The following is a 453-nucleotide window of genomic DNA, read 5'->3' as shown; positions in this document are numbered from 1 at the left end:
GCCGCATATGATCGCCGACCAAACGATTAGACAGGCGTCGGAGCAAAGCACTGTTTGGGACCAATATTTCTGTGCTGCGCTGATTGCCGAAAGCCATCTGACGGCACCGGTGGTAGGAGAAACCACCCACGAAGACAGGCAAAACATGCTGATCCAAAGAGCCAAAGCGCTCGCCGACAAGATGCTTGAAAACAGAAGATAAAACGGAGCCCGGCCATTGCGGCCGGGCTCTTCACTTATCGCCCCTTTGACAGGTCACCTGGCCAGGCTGTCACTGGGTGGCGCGATGGACTGCCCCCGGTTTTTTTGGGCGCTGAGTTCTTTGTTCGTGGATCGTCTACAGTTGGTAATTCATGGATACGGAGATCGAACATGAAGTGCTTAATTTGTCACGCTGTCTCTAACACTGTTCATGTGGCTGAAGACTGGTCAGAAGTTGCATGCTCGGCTGGA

1 protein-coding gene is annotated in these 453 nt (G+C 53.2%); it reads left to right on the top strand.

Annotated elements, in window-relative coordinates; translation table 11 throughout:
• Nucleotides 1–7 precede the first annotated feature (7 nt).
• Complete coding sequence (locus AC1DLB_RS32090) at nt 8–202, top strand: hypothetical protein (protein WP_018927982.1); 195 nt, start codon at nt 8–10, stop codon at nt 200–202.
• Nucleotides 203–453 lie beyond the last annotated feature (251 nt).

The organism is Pseudomonas sp. 05N434 (genome assembly GCF_056396965.1).
The sequence above is the reverse complement of the archived record's forward strand: the minus strand, read 5'-3'. Positions and strand labels throughout refer to the sequence as shown.